Here is a 16,156-nt window from a genome sequence, read left to right on the forward strand (position 1 = left end):
TCCCTAGCGGACCGATCCTGCCGGTCGAGCGGCAAATATTTGCCGGTTTTTAAGACCTGGATGCGCATCAAGACCCCAAGCGCTGCGTGACGCGCTCAAAAGGGGAAAAAACATGGGTATTCGTTCCACCGTACTGGCACTGACGACCGTTGTAGGCCTGATGTCGGCGACCGCCGCGACGGCCGAGGATCCGGCATGGGCCGGCAAGGTCAAGAAGCTGCTCGCCGCCAAGCAGACCTATCCCGACGCCGCACAGACCAAGGGCGACCAGGGCACCGCCATCGTCAAGCTGATGATCGGCCCGGACGGCAAGCTGCAGTCGGTCGAACTGGTCAAGCCGTCGGGTTCGCGCGTTCTCGACCGCGAAGCCGTCACCATCCCCAGCAAGGTCGGCACCTTCCCGGCACCCGGCGCGGCGTCCAGCCTGACCGTGCCGCTGACCTGGAAGCTCAGCTAACCATCGGCCCCGTCGCGCCGGACCGATGATCCGGCGCGACGGCCCTTGGCGACCATGATCCGACCGTGTTGCCGGATTGGCCGGCGCTCTTCCAGCGGCGAGTATATCGTGAAAAACCTGCGTATTCGTGGAAAACTGGCCGCGTCCTTTGCGACGATGCTGGTCATCATGCTCGCGATCGGCCTGTTGTCGATCTACAGTCAAGCGACGTTGAACGGATCCGCCGTCCGGGTCGGGCAGACCGAAGTGCCGCGGTTGCAGGCGCTGTCGACCGTCACCAGTGGCCTCAGCAATTACCGCGCGCTGGAATCCGCACATATCCTGGCCGCCCTGCCCGACGAGATTTCGGCCGCCGACGCCAGCATCACCGCACTTCGCGGCAAGATCGACACGGCTACCGCCTATCTTGAAACGCACGCGCCCAATGCGGAGGCGCGCACGGCAATGTCGGCCTTTCGCACCCGGATGAAGGCGTATCTGCAAGCCAGCAACGGCCTGCTCGACCTGTCGCGCCGCAATCTCGACATCGAGGCGACCGACGCGTTCCAGACCGAGGAGCCGATGTTCACCGACCTGAACACGCGCGCGCAACAGATGCTCGATGCGCGGTTCGACGACGTGAAACTGCTGGCGGCGGCCGGGACGCAGACCTATTCCTTCGGCTGGATGCTGACCGTCGCCGCGCTGGTCGTCGCCTTTGCCGGTGTCGCCGGCCTGCTGATCGTGCTGCTCCGCTCGATCGCCACGCCGCTCGGCCAGATGACGGGCGCGATGACCGAGCTGGGTCGCGGCAACAACGCCGTTGTCCTGCCCGTCGTCAACAGCCGCGACGAAGTGGCCGACCTGGCCGGCGCCCTGCGTGCGTTCCGCGATCAGCTCGCCGCCGCCGAACAGGCCAAGCAGGTTCAGGCCGACATGCTCATCACCAGCATCGGCACGGGACTCGACCATCTGGCGGCCGGCAATCTGGATGCCCGCATCACCGCCGACCTGACCGGTCCGTTCGCCAAGCTGAAGGACGATTTCAACAACGCGATCGCCCAGTTGCAGGGCACGATGCAGCAGGTCGCGCAAAGCTCCAACGGCATCCATCTGGGGGCCGAGGACATTCGCCAGGCCTCCAACGACCTGTCGCTGCGCACCGAGCAGCAGGCAGCGACGCTGGAGGAAACCGCCGCCGCGATGGAGCAGATCACCACCACCGTCCGCCAGACCGCGAGCAGCGCGGGCGAGGTGACGACCATCGTCGGCCAGGCCCAGGTCGAGGCCGAGCAGAGCGGCGACGTGGTCCGTCGCGCGGTGCAGGCGATGCATGACATCGAACATGGCAGCAACGAAATCTCGGAGATCATCACCGTCATCGACGGCATCGCCTTCCAGACCAACCTGCTGGCGCTGAACGCCGGGGTCGAGGCCGCACGCGCGGGCGATGCGGGCCGCGGTTTTGCGGTCGTCGCCTCGGAAGTGCGCGCGCTGGCGCAACGCTCGGCCGATGCGGCCAAGGACGTCAAGCTGCGCATCCTCGCCTCTTCGCGCAACGTGCAGTCGGGGGTTCAGCTGGTCGGCGACACCGGCAAGGCGCTGGAGCGGATCATCGTCCAGATCGGCGCGATCAGCGGCGCGGTCACCCACATCGCCGCGTCGGCGGACCAGCAGTCGACCGCGCTGCAACACGTCAACGTCGCGATCGGCGAAATGGACGGCGTGACCCAGCAGAACGCGGCCATGGTCCAGCAGGCGACCGCCTCCGCCGACGAGCTGCTCCATCAGGCCAGCGATCTGGCCGCACAGGTCGGGCATTTCACGATCGGCAACCACGACAGCAACCCGGTCCACACGATGCAGCGCCGGTTGCGGGCGGCCTGAAAGGAACTGCTGCGAGCGGTATCGCGGCCCGACAACACCTACCCTCGGGCGGCCCAAAGCGTTTCGCAAACATCCTACCCGTTCCCCCGCGCAGGCGGGGGTCCAGGGTTATTCGCAATACGCGCCGTTGTACGCTGCGGCCCCGGATCCCTGCCTTCGCGGGGAAGCCGCGAAGGATCGCGCGCCAGAAGACCCCTTACCCCGGATCGGACACCGCCCCGATCATCGACCGTGTCAGGCCCGCGCCTCGGCCACGCCCGAATTGTGGCGCAGCGCCTTCAGCACGGTATCGACGATCGCCTCGGCATCGAGCCTTGCCTCGGCATATTGCAGGTCGGGCTTGTCCTGATCCTGAAACAGGTCGGGCAGGCGCAGCGTACGGATCTTCAGACCGGCATCGGTCAGCCCCTCGTCGCTGGCCAGCGTCAGCACATGTGCGCCAAAGCCGCCGACCGCGCCCTCCTCGATCGTGATCGCGACCTCATGCGTAGTCAGCAGGCGGCGGATCAACCCCTCGTCGAGCGGCTTGGCAAAGCGCAGATCGGCCACGCTGGTCGACAGGCCGCGCGCCTCCAGCTGGTCGGCCGCCTTCAGCGCCTCCTCCAGCCGGGTGCCGAGCGACAGGATGACGACGGTCTTGCCCTCGCGAACCATCCGCCCCTTGCCGATCTCCAGCAGTTCGGGCGTGGTCGGTAGCGCGACGCCGGTGCCGTTGCCACGCGGATAGCGTACCGCGATCGGCCCGCTGTCATGCTGCGCGCAGGTGTGGGTCATGTGGACCAGTTCGGCCTCGTCCGCCGCCGCCATCACCACGAAATTGGGCAGCGTCGCCAGATAGGTGATGTCGAACGCGCCGGCATGGGTCGCGCCGTCGGCACCGACCAGCCCGGCGCGGTCGATCGCGAAACGGACCGGCAGGTTCTGGATCGCGACATCGTGCACGACCTGGTCATAGGCGCGCTGGAGGAAGGTCGAATAGATCGCGCAGAACGGCCGCATCCCCTGCGCCGCGAGGCCGGCCGCGAAGGTCACGCCATGCTGCTCGGCGATGCCGACGTCGAAGAAGCGGTCGGGATAGGCCGCCGCGAACGCGTCCAACCCGGTCCCCGACGGCATCGCCGCGGTGATCGCGCAAATGCGGTCGTCGTCGGCGGCTTCCGCCACCAGCTGCGCGCCGAAGACGTTCTGGTATTGCGGCGGCCCCGGGGGTGCCTTGGTCTGTACGCCGGAGATCACGTCGAACTTCTGGACGCCGTGATATTTGTCCGCCGCCGCCTCGGCCGGGGCATAGCCCTTGCCCTTCTTGGTGACGACATGGACCAGGATCGGGCCTTCTTCCGCATCGCGGACGTTTTCCAGCACCGGGATCAGATGGTCGAGATTATGCCCGTCGATCGGCCCGACATAGTAGAAGCCCAGCTCCTCGAACAGGGTGCCGCCCATCGTCATCCCGCGCGCGAATTCGTCGGTTTTCCGCGCCGCCGAATGCAGCGGGCGCGGCAGCTTGCGCGCGACCTTGCGCGCCAATTCGCGGATGCCCAGGAACTCACGGCTCGACACGATGCGGCTGAGATAGGCCGACAGCCCGCCGACCGGCGGCGCGATCGACATGTCGTTGTCGTTCAGGATCACGACCAGCCGGTTGCCCGCCTGTTCGGCGTTGTTCATCGCCTCATACGCCATGCCCGCCGACATCGCGCCGTCGCCGATGACCGCAATCCCCTTGCCCGGCGTACCCGCCAGCTTGTTGGCGATCGCAAACCCCAGCGCGGCCGAGATCGACGTTGACGAATGCGCCGCGCCGAACGGGTCGTATTCGCTCTCGCTGCGCTTGGTGAAGCCCGAGAGGCCGCCGCCCTGGCGCAGCGTGCGGATGCGGTCGCGCCGCCCGGTCAGGATCTTGTGCGGATAGCATTGGTGGCCGACGTCCCAGACCAGCTTGTCGGTCGGCGTGTCGAACACGTAATGGATCGCGGTCGTCAGCTCGACGACGCCAAGGCCCGACCCCAGATGGCCGCCCGTCGTCCCGACCGCCGAAATCGTTTCCGCCCGCAGTTCGTCCGCGAGTTGTCGAAGCTGGTCCGGCTTCAGCAGGCGAAGGTCGGCGGGCGTCGCGACCGTGTCGAGCAACGGCGTTGCGGGTAGATCAGTCATCGTCGATGCTTAACCCACGATACCGATGGTGTCGATTGCAACTGTCACACAGGGGCTGCCCTGCGCGATCAATTCCCGGATCCTGCACCGTGACTGCATCCAGCCCGCCCAATCCACCCCGCCCGCCCGCGGCGTTCCCCTCACCGACCGCCTTGCCACCGAAGCCTACCTGCCCGCGATCGCGGTGCTGATGGCCCGGCGGCTGGTCTGATGCCAGCCCGTTTCGGCGTTCAGTGCGGCGTCGCGCATTTCGCACAGCGGCCGCGCACTTCGATCACCGGGCGCTCGGGCGCGAACCCGGCAGAGACGGCCGCTCCCCGAATCGCGCCGGTCAGCCGGTCATCGTCGAGATGGACGATCTCACCACACGAATCGCATACCAGGAAGATGCAGTCATGGTGGCAGTCGGGATGGGCGTTGACGACATAGGCATTGGCGCTTTCCACCCGCCGCGCCAGATTGGCCCCGACGAACAGATCGAGGATCCGGTACACGCTGTTCGCCGCCACCCGTCGCCCCTGCGCGGTCGATACCGATTCGGCGATGTCATAGGCCGATGCCGGCTTGGCGAACCCAGCCAGCGCGGTGAACACGCTTTCACGCATCGCCGTCCACTGCTCCCCCGCCTTTTCCAGCGTGATGCGGGCGGCGAGGGTCAGGTCGTCGCCTTGTGGTTCGTGATGGTCATGCGGCATGGTGGACGTGATCTAGGGGGCGGGGGCAACAACCACAAGGCGCGCAGGTCCCGACGCCCGGCGACCGCCCGGCGACTTCAGTGAGTCGCGCGCCGGTTCAGATCATGGCCGAACGCGAGCAGGCCGACCCCGACCACGGTCCAGATCGTCTCGCCGGCACCGGTATCATGCGGCAGCGTCATCGCCCCCATCATGATTCCCAGGCCCAGCGACCCGATCGCCAGCGGCATCACATAGCCATGATCGACCACCCCGCGCCCCAGCGCCACCGCGCCGAGCACGATCGCCAGGATCAGTCCGATTTCATGGATCAGCGGGTTCAGCAACATGCCGCCAACCGTCGACATCAGCGCCACCAGCACCGACGTCGCGATGCAATGCACCACGCACACACCCGACAACGCGATCGCGAAACGATCGAGGCTGGCGAGCAGCGATGGGCGCGTGGTCGTTATCATCGTCCCGGCCATGTAGACCCGACCCGGAGACGTTACAATATCTCATGAGGCGCGATATCTCCGATTTTTTCGGTGATTTTACCGAGGACGTGGGGAAATCCGGACAGGCAGGCCGCACCGCCCGCCGCCCCGCCCGCCCGCCGCCATGGTCAAAATGTCCCATGCGGCCACGGCGCTTGGCCTGCGCGCCGCACAGGAGTAATGCTGGCCGATGCTTCAGCCCAGCGCCGCTTTTTCCTCGACCGCCCGCCCGCGCGCGGTCGCCTATTGGCTGTTCGCGGTCGCCGCGCTGATCGTCGCGATGGTCATCGTCGGCGGCATCACGCGGCTGACCGAATCGGGCCTGTCGATCACCGAATGGAAGCCGATCAGCGGCATCGTTCCGCCGATTACGGAAGGACAGTGGCAGGCCGAGTTCGACAATTACAAGCGCATCCCGGAATACAGCCAGATCAACGCCGGCATGACGCTGGCCGGGTTCAAGGGCATCTTCTTCTGGGAATATGTCCACCGGGTGCTTGGCCGGGTGATCGGCATGGCCTTCGCCCTGCCGCTGCTGTGGTTCGCGGTCCGCAAGCGGATCCCGGCCGGTTATGGCTGGCGGCTGGTTGCGCTGCTGGCGCTGGGCGGGTTCCAGGGCGCGATCGGCTGGTGGATGGTCGCGTCGGGCCTGTCGGTGCGCACCGATGTCAGCCATGTTCGGCTGGCCGTCCACCTGCTGACCGCGCTGACGATTCTGGCCGGCATCGTGTGGACCGCGCTGGACCTGATGGTGGTGGAGCGCAACCGGCTCGCCCCGGCGGCGCGGCTGGTGCCGGTGGCGGTCGTGGCGCTGCTGCTGCTGTACGCGCAGTTGCTGTACGGCGCGTTCACGGCCGGACTCGACGCGGGCTATGCCTTTTCCAGCTGGCCGCTGATGGGCGATGCGCTGTTCCCGCAAGGCGTGCCGATGGTGGCACCGGTGTGGGCCAATGCGGTCGACAACCCGATCGTCGTGCAGTTCATCCACCGCTGGCTGGCCTTCGCGACCGCCGCCGGCCTGTTCTGGCTGGCGTTGCGCGCCGCGCGGGTCGGCGGACGCCGGGCGGGCACCGCGGTGGTCCTGCTGGTCGTCGTGCAGATCGCATTGGGGATCGCCACGCTGTTGTCAGGCGTCGAGATCGTCGTCGCGGTCGCGCATCAGGCCAACGCCGCGCTCCTGCTGATAGCCACGGTGTTCGCGGCGCATGCGCTGGGTCGCAGGAGCGCGTGACAAGAACCCGGGTATTATTTTACCCGTCGGGAAACCCGCACTTTGCTTGACTTTGGCGACCCGTTTAGCCATTGGAGATTCAGTTCACGCCGCTCCTGCCGGGGCGGCGTCTCTCGTTTCCAAGAGGTCCATCGCCCATGAAGGCGCTCATGAAGACCACCAAGTCGGCCAAGCCGCACGAGGTGGAGAAGAAATGGCATATCGTCGACGCAGACGGTCTGGTCGTCGGCCGCATGGCGTCGATCATCGCCAACATCCTGCGCGGCAAGCACAAGCCGAGCTTCACGCCGCACGTCGATTGCGGTGACAACGTCATCATCATCAACGCCGACAAGGTCCGTTTCACGGGCAACAAGGCCGCGAAGAAGATCTATTACAAGCACACCGGTTACGCCGGCGGCATCAAGGGCATCACCGCCGCCAAGGTTCTGGAAGGCCGCTTCCCGGAGCGCGTTCTGGAAAAGGCCGTCGAGCGCATGATCCCCCGTGGTCCGCTGGGTCGTGAGCAGATGCGCAACCTGCGCATCTTCAAGGGCACCGAGCATCCGCACGAGGCGCAGAACCCAGAGGTTCTCGACATCGGCAGCATGAATCGCAAGAACAAGGTGGGCGCATAATGACCGACAACCGCCAGTCGCTCGCCGATCTCGCGGCGCTGACCAACCAGCCGGCCCCCGCACCCGCGCCTGCCCAGGGCAGCACCGAGGGTGACATCATGGTCGAGGCGCCCGTCGCACCGACCGCCCCGACGATGCCCCTGCGCGAGCAGGAAATCGATTCGCTCGGCCGCGCCTATGCGACCGGCCGTCGCAAGGACGCCGTCGCCCGCGTCTGGCTGAAGCCCGGCACCGGCAAGATCGTCATCAACGGTCGCGATCAGGAAGTGTATTTCGCCCGTCCGACGCTGCGTCTCGTCATCAACCAGGTGTTCGGCATTACCGAGCGCGAGGGCCAGTATGACGTCATGTGCACCGTCAAGGGCGGTGGCCTTTCGGGCCAGGCCGGCGCGGTCAAGCACGGCATCAGCCAGGCGATCACCCGCTACGAGCCGGTGCTGCGCGCACCGGTGAAGGCAGCAGGCTTCCTGACCCGCGACAGCCGCGTGGTCGAGCGCAAGAAGTACGGCAAGGCGAAGGCCCGTCGCAGCTTCCAGTTCTCGAAGCGCTAAAAGCGTATCGGATCCCTTCGGGGTCCGGCTTTGCGAAAAAGGGCGGTCCGACTTCGGTCGGGCTGCCTTTTTTGCGTTTGGGGATGACGTTACGTCCGCCCGTCATTGGGAGCGAAAGCGAGGCAACCCGGAGCCTGACGGGCGACCCCGGATTGCTTCGCTTGCGCTCGACATGACGCCCTTTTTCCCTCTCGACGCTACCCCCAACGCCATGAAACACCCGTTACATATCCGCCCGCCCTTGCCCCCTGCCCCTGCGTCCGTGTAACCGGTTCCAAACGATAATATCCGGAGCAGGACCGCATGACCTTTACCCCCGATCGCCGCCAGTTGCTCAAGGCCGGGGCAACCATCGCCGGCCTGTCGCTGGGCGGCCCGGTCCTGGCGCAGAACGACCGGATCGAAAGCCTTATCGCGAAAATGACCCCGGCCGAAAAGGCGGGGCAATTGTCCTGTTTTTCCGACCAGATCCGCCCGATCGGCGTACCGTTCAACCCCGGCCTCGCCAGCGGCGGCGCGAACGAACAGATCGCGCGGATCAGGACCGGCGCGATCGGCATGTTGTTCAACGGCGTCGGCTATGCGGGTGCCAAGGCGGCGCAGGACGCGGCGATGCAGACCCGGTTGAAGATCCCGCTGATCTTTGCCGGCGACGTCATCCACGGCCTGCGCACCGCCTATCCGCTGCCGATCGCGGAGGCCTGCGCGTTCGATCCCGACCTTGCCATGCGGACCGCCCGCGCCGCCGCGCTTGAATCGACCGCGCTCGGCATTCACTGGACCTTCGCGCCGATGGTCGACGTCGCGCGCGACCAGCGTTGGGGCCGGGTTGCCGAGGGATCGGGCGAGGATCCCTATCTGGGCACCGCGCTGGGCGTCGCGCGCGTGAAGGGGTTCCAGGGCGACTCTCTGCGCGATCCGACCCGCGTGGCCGCCTGCGCCAAGCATTTCGCCGCCTATGGCGCGGTGTCCGGCGGGCAGGACTACAACTTCACCGAAATCTCGCCCTCGACGCTGCACGAAGTCCACCTGGCACCGTTCAAGGCGTGTGTGGACGCGGGCGTCGCGACGCTGATGAGCGCGTTCAACGACATCGACGGCGTACCGGCCAGCGGCAACAAGTGGCTGATGACCGACCTGCTGCGTGGCGAATGGAAATTCCGCGGCATGGTCGTCGGCGACTATACGGCGGACGAGGAACTGATCGCGCACGGCTATGCCGCCGATGGCCGCGACGCCGCCAAGAAGGCGTTCCTCGCCGGCATGGACATGGCCATGCAATCGAACCTGTTTAATCTGTGGCTGCCCGATCTGGTCGAGAAGGGCGAAGTGCCGATGGCGCGGCTGGACGAGGGCGTCCGCCGCGTACTCCAGCTGAAGGACGCGATCGGCCTGTTCGACAACCCCTATCGCTCGGTCAGCCAGAAGGCGGAGCGGACCAGCGTCTCGACTCCGGCGATGCTGAAGCTGAGCCGCGAGGCGGGCGCGCGGTCGATCGTGCTGCTGAAGAATGACGGGAACATCCTGCCGCTGAAAAAGAACCCCGGCCGGATCGCGCTGATCGGCCCGTTCGGCGAAGACCGCGCGAACGTCGTCGGCACCTGGGCGTTCATGTCGGACGAGAAACTGAACGTCTCGATCGCGCAGGGACTGGCGGCGCGCAAACTGACGGTCGACGTGGTCAAGGGGTCGGAGGTCGAGGCGGCGATCCCCGGCGGGATCGAGGCGGCGGTCGCGGCTGCCCGCAACGCTGATGTGGTACTGCTGGCGGTTGGCGAGACACAGTTGATGTCGGGCGAGGCGCAGAGCCGCACCGATATCGTCGTGCCCGCCGCACAGATGGCGCTGGCCGAGGCGGTCGCCGCCACTGGCAAGCCGGTCGTCGTGCTGCTGCGCCATGGTCGCGCGCTGGCGCTGCACGGCGCGATCCGGGATGCGCCGGCGATCCTGGCGACGTGGTTCCTGGGGTCGGAAAGCGGCAACGCGATCGCCGACGTCCTGTTCGGCGACGTAAACCCCTCGGCCAAGCTGTCCGCCAGCTTTCCGCGCGAAAGCGGGCAGCAGCCCTATTTCTACAACCACAAGAATACCGGCCGGCCGGCCCCCGACACGGGTGCCCAGGAATACAAGTCACGCTACCGCGAGACGAAGAACGAGGCGCTGTATCCGTTCGGCCACGGCCTCAGCTACGCCAGCTTCGCGCTGTCGGGGGTGATCGTCCCGACGCAGATGACCGACACCATCACCGTTACCGCGATCGTCACCAACACCGGCGCGGTGCGCGGGGACGAGGTGGTCCAGCTGTACATCCACGACCGGGTCGCCAGCCACACCCGACCGGTGCGCGAGTTGAAGGGCTTTGCCCGCGTCAGCCTTGCCCCCGGCGCGTCGCAGCGCGTGGCGTTCACGCTGAAGCGCGACGACCTGCGCTTCTGGGCCGACAATGGCTGGGTGGTCGAGCCGGGCGTGTTCGACCTGTGGGTGGCGACCAGTTCGGTCAACGGCGAAAAGCGGCAATTCACGCTCGTCTGACGCGCCTGCCCTCTTGTCGCCACAGACACGCATGACAAGGGGGCATCGGGCGGGAGACGGGTGTGCTGATCCTTCTGGCATTGCAGGCGGCGTCTGTCCCCGCGCAGGGGCCGTCCGTGCCGTTGCGCTTCTCCGTGCTGGACCCCGCCTGTGCCCCTGTGGAGGGTGACACGATCGTCGTGTGTGGCGCGCGGCCCGACCGCTTCCGCCTGCCGCTGCCCGCCGAGCGCGAGCCGCTGGCCAATGCGGCGTCGGTCGACCGGGGCAGCGGCACCGCGGCGCTGCGCCCGTCCGGCGACTGCGGCATCTTCGCGGGCCAGCGGCGGTGCCGGAAAGCGGAGTCGCTGGGCTATGGCTATGGCGGCGGGCGCGATCCGGTCACGTTCGCCGGTCGGCTGCTGACCAAGCTGACCGATCCCGACGCGGATTGAGGGCGAGAGTGCAACAATTGCCGTCTGGCGGAATCACGGCCTTGCTGTTCCCCCGCCTTCGCGGGGAAACAGGACAGGACGAAAACACCGGGTGTCGTCGCGCGCTTTACAGCCCGAACGCCGCCTTCGGCACCTGCGTCACCCGGCAGGCGAGATCCGCCTCGCCACTCGCGACGACATACACATCGCCGCCATCGGCGATACCGGTCGTGAAGACCACATTGTCGAGATACATCCGGTCCTTCATCGGTTCGGTCAGCGCCGGGGCCGGTTCCAGCAACGCGGCCGCCCCGGCCCGCACCACGACCGAAGGATCGTCGCGGTCGAGGATGCTCCAATAGGTGCGATAGACCCCGACCACGCCCGACGGCTCGACCCCGTGCCACAGCGTCAGCCAGCCGTCGTCGGTCAGCACCGGCGGCGCACCACCGCCCATCCGCGCGGTGGCGACGGTGGCGGCGTGCGGGCGGATGCCGGGGGCGTCGTGCGGTTTCCAGTACAGCGCGTCGGGGGAACGAGCCAGGTTGATCGACGGCCCCGCGCGCCAAGCGCTGCCCGGCGGATAGGCGAAGTACAGGTCGCCGAGCGGCCGGGTCTGCGCCCAGTAGTGCCCGCCGATCAGCCCCTCGAAGATCAGCATGTCCTTGTTCTGGTGGTCCAGCACGATCCCCTCCAGCGTCCAGTCGAGCGCGTCGCCGGACGTGTAGAGCGTGGTCGAATGACGCTCCGGGCTGACCGAACAGGTGGTCATCAGATAGCGGTCGCCGACGCGCGAGATCCGCGCATCCTCGATTCCGTAGCATTGATAGGCCGTACGCGGGGCGATCGCGCGGTCGTAATGGACGGCGACGACGGCGGTGCCATCGGCGTTCAGTTCGACCGGCAACAGCCAGGACAGCGATGTCAGCGCCATCACCTTCCACCCGCCGCCGCGCACCGTGAACTGGCGCGCATCGGTGGTGTCGACCAGATCGAGCGGCCAGGCGTCGACCACATATCGGCCGGCATCCCAGCGGATCGCGTGGACATGGCCGTCATGGATCGGCCTCGTCAGCGCCTCGGCGACGCGCACCATCATCAGCAGATTGCCGTTCGCCAGCCGGGTCATTCCCGGATTGAACGCGCCCAGCACATAGGTGTCGGCGTCGATCCGCCCGGCCAGCGGCGAGCGCGACAGGTCGACATCGGCGGGACCGAACACCAGTTGATCGAACGCCGGGGTCATGCGGCCAGCGCCCGGGAAAGCAGCCGGTCGACCGGATCCTCCAGCACCGCCTCGGTCAGCATCGGCGTGTGACCGACACCGGGCACCGTCGCCAGTTCGACGTCGTTCAGCTCGGCGACCATCCGGTCGGCGGTCCGCGCCTGCAACACGTCGGACCGCTCGCCACGCACGATCAGCGTCGGTACGTCGCGCAGCGATGCCAGCGCGCGCCACATGTCCGGCCCGGCCTCGTTGCCCGGCACGCGAAACGGCTCGGCGATCTTCATGTCGTAATCCAGCACAATCCGCCCGGCGCTGTTCAGCCGGTACAGCCGCTTGGCCATCGCCAGCCAGTCCTCAATGGCATAACCGGGATAGGCATCGCCATTAGCCTCCGCCACCGCCCGCGCGGCATGCATCCAGGTCGGGCAGGCGCTGCCCTTGCCGACATAGCTGCGGATGCGGCTGAGGCCTGACGGGTCGATCTCCGGCCCGATGTCGTTCAGCAGCGCGCCCACCAGCTTTTCGCGCGCGGTGCCCGCCAGCAGCATCGTGACGATCCCGCCAAGCGAGGTGCCGAACGCGATGAACCGATCGACCTTCAACTCGGTCAGCAGCGCCTCCACGTCCTGGACATAGGTCAGCGGCGCATAGGTCATCGGATCCTTAGAAAAGGCGCTGTCGCCGCGTCCGCGAAAATCGACCGCGATCACGCGCCAGTCGCCGGCCAGCCGGCTGGCGATGCCGTCGAAGTCGCGCGCGTTGCGGGTCAGGCCGGGCAGGCAGAGGATCGGCGGGCGGCCGTCCGCCCCCCCGGCATAGTCGCGATAATGGAGGCGCAGCCCGTCGTTGGACCACCAATAACGGTTTTCATAAAGCGGCATGGTTGCGTCCTGCGGTTGGCGGCCTCCATATCATGCGATGCCGACAAACCCGCAAGCCTATCGTCCCGCCGCCGCCCTGCTGACGCTGGGGGACCGTTTCTACGATCCCGTTGCCGCCGCCGATTTTCCCGAAACGCGCCTGCGGTTCCGCAACGACCGGGCGGCGTCGCAGGTCGGGCTGGAGACGCTGGACGACGGTGAATGGACCCGCGCATTCGGGCGGTTCGTGCCCCTGCCCGACACGCTGCCCGGGCCGCTGGCGCTGCGCTATCACGGGCATCAGTTCCGCCACTACAACCCCGATCTGGGCGACGGGCGCGGATTCACCTTCGCGCAGATGCGGGACGGGGCGGGCCGGTTGCTCGACCTTGGCACCAAGGGATCGGGCACCACGCCGTGGAGCCGCGCGGGCGACGGTCGCCTGACGCTGAAGGGCGGGGTCCGGGAAGTGCTGGCCAGCGAGATGCTGGAGGCGCTGGGCGTGCCCACCTCGCGCAGCCTGTCGCTGATCGAGACGGGCGAGGCGCTGGTGCGCGGCGACGAACCCTCCCCCACCCGATCGGCAGTGCTGGTGCGGATGAGCCACGGGCATATCCGCATCGGCAGTTTCCAGCGGCTCGCCTATCTGCGGGATGCGGACGGCATGGCCGCGCTGGTCGCCTACACCCTGCGCGAGCTGTACGGTGAGGAGCCAGGCGGCGAACAGGCCGCGGACGCCGCGCGGCTGCTGGACCGCGTGGTCGGGCGCACCGCGACGCTGGCGGCCAGCTACATGGCCGCGGGCTTCGTCCACGGCGTGCTCAATTCGGACAACATCAACGTGACCGGCGAGAGCTTCGATTATGGCCCGTGGCGGTTCGCGCAGACCTGGGATCCTGATTTCACCGCCGCCTATTTCGATCATCAGGGACTCTATGCGTTCGGCCGCCAGCCCGAGGCGATCCACTGGGACGCGATGCAGCTGGCCGTGTCGCTGCGCCTGCTGGCCGACAGCGCGCCGCTGATCGCCGCGCTCGATACCTTTGCCGACCGGTATCAGGCGGCGGTGTCGGCGGCGATCCTGTGGCGGCTGGGCGTCCGCCCGCGCGACGCGGACAGCGACCGCGCGCTGGTGCAGGCGACCGAAAAGGCGCTGCGGACGACCGGCACCGGCATCGACCGTTTCTTCCACGATGCGTTCGGCGGCGGTTTGCCACACCGGTACGGCCCGGAATGGGACAATGTCCGCACCCTGTTGACCGCCTATGATCCCCGATCGGACCGCACGCATCCGCATTGGCGGGGCGAGCCGTGCGCGATGTCGATCGACACGGTGGAGGCGATCTGGGCGGCGATCGACGAGCGGGACGACTGGTCGCCGTTCGCGGCCAAGATCGACGCGATCCGGGCGATGGGCGCGGCCCTGCGCTGACCACGGCCAGGCCGGCATCAAGGCCAGTGGCAAAGCGCCCGAAACTCGGGCAAGAGCGCGGACATGGCTGACATCGAGCTGATCTCCTACGAACCTGCCACCGGCGCGATCCTGTGGCGCAACCTGATCGGCGATGCGGCCGAGGAAGTGGCGATCGCCCGGTCCGGCTGGGCCGGCTGGGCCGCGCGGCCGCTGGCCTTCCGGATCGAGACGATGCGGCGGTTCGCCAACGTCGTGCGCCAGCGCGCCGACGCCTTTGTCGACCTGATCGCGCGCGAAACCGGCAAGCCGTTGTGGGAGGCGCGGACCGAGGTCGACACGGTCATCGCCAAGGTCGACATCTCGGTCACCGCCTATGCCGAACGCACCGCGCAACGTCGCCTTGACGCGCCGATGGGCAGCCGCATGGCCCTGCGCCACAAGCCGCATGGCGTGCTGGCGGTGCTGGGGCCGTACAACTTCCCCGCGCATTTGCCCAACGGCCACATTGTCCCCGCGCTGCTGGCCGGTAACGCTGTGGTGTTCAAGCCGTCGGAAAAGACGCCGGCGGTCGGCGCGTTCCTGGTCGACTGCTACCGCGCCGCCGGCGTGCCGCCCGAATGCATCCGCCTGCTGATCGGCGGGCCGGCGCAGGGCAAGGCGCTGGCCGCCGACCCGGGCATCGACGGCCTGTTGTTCACCGGCAGCGCGACGACCGGCCTCGCGCTCAACCGTGCTTTTGCCGACAAGCCGGAAAAGATCCTGGCGCTGGAAATGGGCGGCAACAATCCGATCATCGTGTGGGACACGCCCGACCTGCACACCGCCGCCGTGCTGGTCGTCCAGTCCGCCTTCACCACCGCGGGTCAGCGTTGCACCGCCGCGCGCCGGCTGATCGTGCAGGACCGGCTCTACGACCCGCTGATCGAGACGCTGGACCGGATGATCGGCCGGATCATCGTCGGCGAGCCGCATGCCGACCCCGCGCCGTTCATGGGACCGGTGATCGACAACGACGTTGCCGACCAGCTGACCGAGAGCTTTCTCGCGCTGCTGATGAAGGGCGGGCGCCCGATCCGCCACCTGGAACGCCCGATCGAAGGGCGCCCGTTCCTGATGCCGGCGATGATCGACGTCACCGGTATGGCCGACCGCCCCGACGTCGAACTGTTCGGCCCGATCCTGCAGGTCATCAAGGCCAGCGACTTCGACGAGGCGATCGCCGAGGCCAACGACACGCGCTACGGCCTGTCCGCCGCGCTCATCAGCCAAACGCCGGCGCTGTACGACCGGTTCTGGTCCAACGCGCGCGCCGGCATCGTCAACTGGAACCGGCCGACCAACGGGGCCTCGTCGGCCGCGCCGTTTGGCGGCATCGGCTGGTCGGGCAACCACCGGCCGAGCGCCTTCTACGCGGCGGATTACTGCGCGTATCCGGTGGTGTCGAACGAGGCGGAAAGCGCGCGGGCCTCGATCGGGATCGGCTTGCGGGACGGATAGTCAGCACCCTCTGTTCCCCCGCGCAGGCGGGGGGTCCAGAACCACACGGGACAACGGCCGGCGGTATTCTGGTCACGGCCCCCCGCCTTGCGCGGGGGAACAGGCTAAGCCGCAGCCTCCAAACCTCCGCTACCCCCGCCCCAAGCATCCCTCCTTTGCCATCCC

15 protein-coding genes are annotated in these 16,156 nt (G+C 67.6%); 10 read left to right on the forward strand and 5 right to left on the reverse strand.

Features of this window, described 5'->3' with window-relative positions; all coding sequences use genetic code 11:
- Nucleotides 1-112: 112 nt before the first annotated feature.
- Both ASE75_RS03280 and ASE75_RS03285 read left to right on the forward strand, forming a co-directional pair.
- The gene (locus ASE75_RS03280) at nucleotides 113-457 is read left to right on the forward strand and encodes an energy transducer TonB (RefSeq protein WP_082463762.1); all 345 of its coding nucleotides are present in this window, start codon (nucleotides 113-115) and stop codon (nucleotides 455-457) included.
- Nucleotides 458-565: 108 nt separating this feature from the next.
- The gene (locus ASE75_RS03285; protein WP_055928616.1) at nucleotides 566-2,323 is read left to right on the forward strand and encodes a methyl-accepting chemotaxis protein; all 1,758 of its coding nucleotides are present in this window, start codon (nucleotides 566-568) and stop codon (nucleotides 2,321-2,323) included.
- Nucleotides 2,324-2,557: 234 nt separating this feature from the next.
- Here ASE75_RS03285 and dxs read toward each other — a convergent pair whose 3' ends face one another.
- Nucleotides 2,558-4,477, reverse strand: a complete 1,920-nt coding sequence (gene dxs, locus ASE75_RS03290; RefSeq protein ID WP_055928619.1) for a 1-deoxy-D-xylulose-5-phosphate synthase — start codon at nucleotides 4,475-4,477, stop codon at nucleotides 2,558-2,560.
- 28 nt (nucleotides 4,478-4,505) lie between these two features.
- Here dxs and ASE75_RS03295 point away from each other — a divergent pair, with 28 nt between their 5' ends.
- The gene (locus ASE75_RS03295) at nucleotides 4,506-4,688 is read left to right on the forward strand and encodes a hypothetical protein (protein ID WP_156340085.1); all 183 of its coding nucleotides are present in this window, start codon (nucleotides 4,506-4,508) and stop codon (nucleotides 4,686-4,688) included.
- A 19-nt stretch (nucleotides 4,689-4,707) separates the two neighbouring features.
- Here ASE75_RS03295 and ASE75_RS03300 read toward each other — a convergent pair whose 3' ends face one another.
- Entirely contained in the window at nucleotides 4,708-5,172 is a 465-nt protein-coding gene (locus ASE75_RS03300; RefSeq protein ID WP_055928625.1) for a Fur family transcriptional regulator, read from the reverse strand.
- Nucleotides 5,173-5,249: 77 nt separating this feature from the next.
- Nucleotides 5,250-5,630 (reverse strand): MerC domain-containing protein, encoded by a 381-nt coding sequence (locus tag ASE75_RS03305; RefSeq protein WP_055929411.1) that lies wholly within the window; start codon nucleotides 5,628-5,630, stop codon nucleotides 5,250-5,252.
- 211 nt (nucleotides 5,631-5,841) lie between these two features.
- On the opposite strand from ASE75_RS03305, the gene ASE75_RS03310 reads away from it, so the two are divergent.
- From ASE75_RS03310 to ASE75_RS03330, 5 genes are all read left to right on the forward strand, one after another.
- On the forward strand, nucleotides 5,842-6,882 hold the full coding sequence (locus ASE75_RS03310; protein ID WP_055928628.1) for a COX15/CtaA family protein: 1,041 nt from the start codon (nucleotides 5,842-5,844) through the stop codon (nucleotides 6,880-6,882).
- 137 nt (nucleotides 6,883-7,019) lie between these two features.
- On the forward strand, nucleotides 7,020-7,499 hold the full coding sequence (rplM, locus tag ASE75_RS03315) for a 50S ribosomal protein L13 (RefSeq protein ID WP_082463764.1): 480 nt from the start codon (nucleotides 7,020-7,022) through the stop codon (nucleotides 7,497-7,499).
- Nucleotides 7,499-8,050, forward strand: a complete 552-nt coding sequence (gene rpsI, locus ASE75_RS03320; RefSeq protein WP_082463765.1) for a 30S ribosomal protein S9 — start codon at nucleotides 7,499-7,501, stop codon at nucleotides 8,048-8,050. Before rplM ends, rpsI begins: the two co-directional genes overlap by 1 nt.
- Nucleotides 8,051-8,353: 303 nt before the next feature.
- Nucleotides 8,354-10,582, forward strand: coding sequence for a beta-glucosidase BglX (bglX, locus tag ASE75_RS03325; protein ID WP_055928631.1), 2,229 nt, complete (start codon nucleotides 8,354-8,356; stop codon nucleotides 10,580-10,582).
- Nucleotides 10,583-10,644: 62 nt separating this feature from the next.
- Nucleotides 10,645-11,013, forward strand: a complete 369-nt coding sequence (locus ASE75_RS03330; protein WP_156340087.1) for a hypothetical protein — start codon at nucleotides 10,645-10,647, stop codon at nucleotides 11,011-11,013.
- A gap of 106 nt (nucleotides 11,014-11,119) precedes the next feature.
- Here the strand turns inward: ASE75_RS03330 and ASE75_RS03335 are convergent, their stop codons facing one another.
- Nucleotides 11,120-12,238, reverse strand: a complete 1,119-nt coding sequence (locus ASE75_RS03335; protein WP_055928636.1) for a glycosidase — start codon at nucleotides 12,236-12,238, stop codon at nucleotides 11,120-11,122.
- Entirely contained in the window at nucleotides 12,235-13,101 is an 867-nt protein-coding gene (locus tag ASE75_RS03340) for an alpha/beta fold hydrolase (RefSeq protein WP_055928638.1), read from the reverse strand. The genes ASE75_RS03335 and ASE75_RS03340 overlap by 4 nt, the downstream gene beginning before the upstream one ends.
- A 37-nt stretch (nucleotides 13,102-13,138) precedes the next feature.
- Here ASE75_RS03340 and ASE75_RS03345 point away from each other — a divergent pair, with 37 nt between their 5' ends.
- Together ASE75_RS03345 and astD are read left to right on the forward strand one after the other, a co-directional pair.
- Nucleotides 13,139-14,512, forward strand: coding sequence for a protein adenylyltransferase SelO family protein (locus ASE75_RS03345; protein WP_055928641.1), 1,374 nt, complete (start codon nucleotides 13,139-13,141; stop codon nucleotides 14,510-14,512).
- 63 nt (nucleotides 14,513-14,575) lie between these two features.
- Nucleotides 14,576-15,991: a succinylglutamate-semialdehyde dehydrogenase gene (astD, locus tag ASE75_RS03350; protein ID WP_055928643.1), complete on the forward strand. Its 1,416-nt coding sequence runs from the start codon at nucleotides 14,576-14,578 to the stop codon at nucleotides 15,989-15,991.
- Nucleotides 15,992-16,156 lie beyond the last annotated feature (165 nt).

Source organism: Sphingomonas sp. Leaf17, from assembly GCF_001421505.1.
Classification (GTDB): Bacteria; Pseudomonadota; Alphaproteobacteria; order Sphingomonadales; family Sphingomonadaceae; genus Sphingomonas.